The following is a 311-nucleotide window of genomic DNA, read 5'->3' as shown; positions in this document are numbered from 1 at the left end:
GAAGATGCAGGAACAGCAAGTGTCGCGGTGAGCATTGACAATCCAAGTAGTGTAGATACGGTAGTATCCATCACAACGACAGATAACAGTGCGACCAATCCAGATGATTATACCACTACCACAGTCACAGCAACGATTCCAGCAGGACAAACGACAGTAGATGTAAGTATTCCAATTACAGATGATACAGTAGGTGAGCCAACAGAGGACTTTAGTGTAAATGGAACTGTAACCAGTGGAAACACTTCAAACACGAACGATAGTGGAACCGTAACGATCACTGATAACGATACACCAGCAATGAGTGTAGG

The 311-nt window shown here is 44.1% G+C and carries 1 protein-coding gene; it reads left to right on the top strand.

Features of this window, described 5'->3' with window-relative positions:
- The coding region (locus tag Q0845_RS27750; protein ID WP_298521218.1) for a Calx-beta domain-containing protein at window positions 1-311 on the top strand (311 nt) is incomplete at both ends.

Origin of the sequence: uncultured Kordia sp., from assembly GCF_947489565.1 — a bacterium.
In the GTDB taxonomy this organism is placed as follows: Bacteria; Bacteroidota; Bacteroidia; order Flavobacteriales; family Flavobacteriaceae; genus Kordia.
This window is presented reverse-complemented; position numbering and strand designations above follow the sequence as displayed.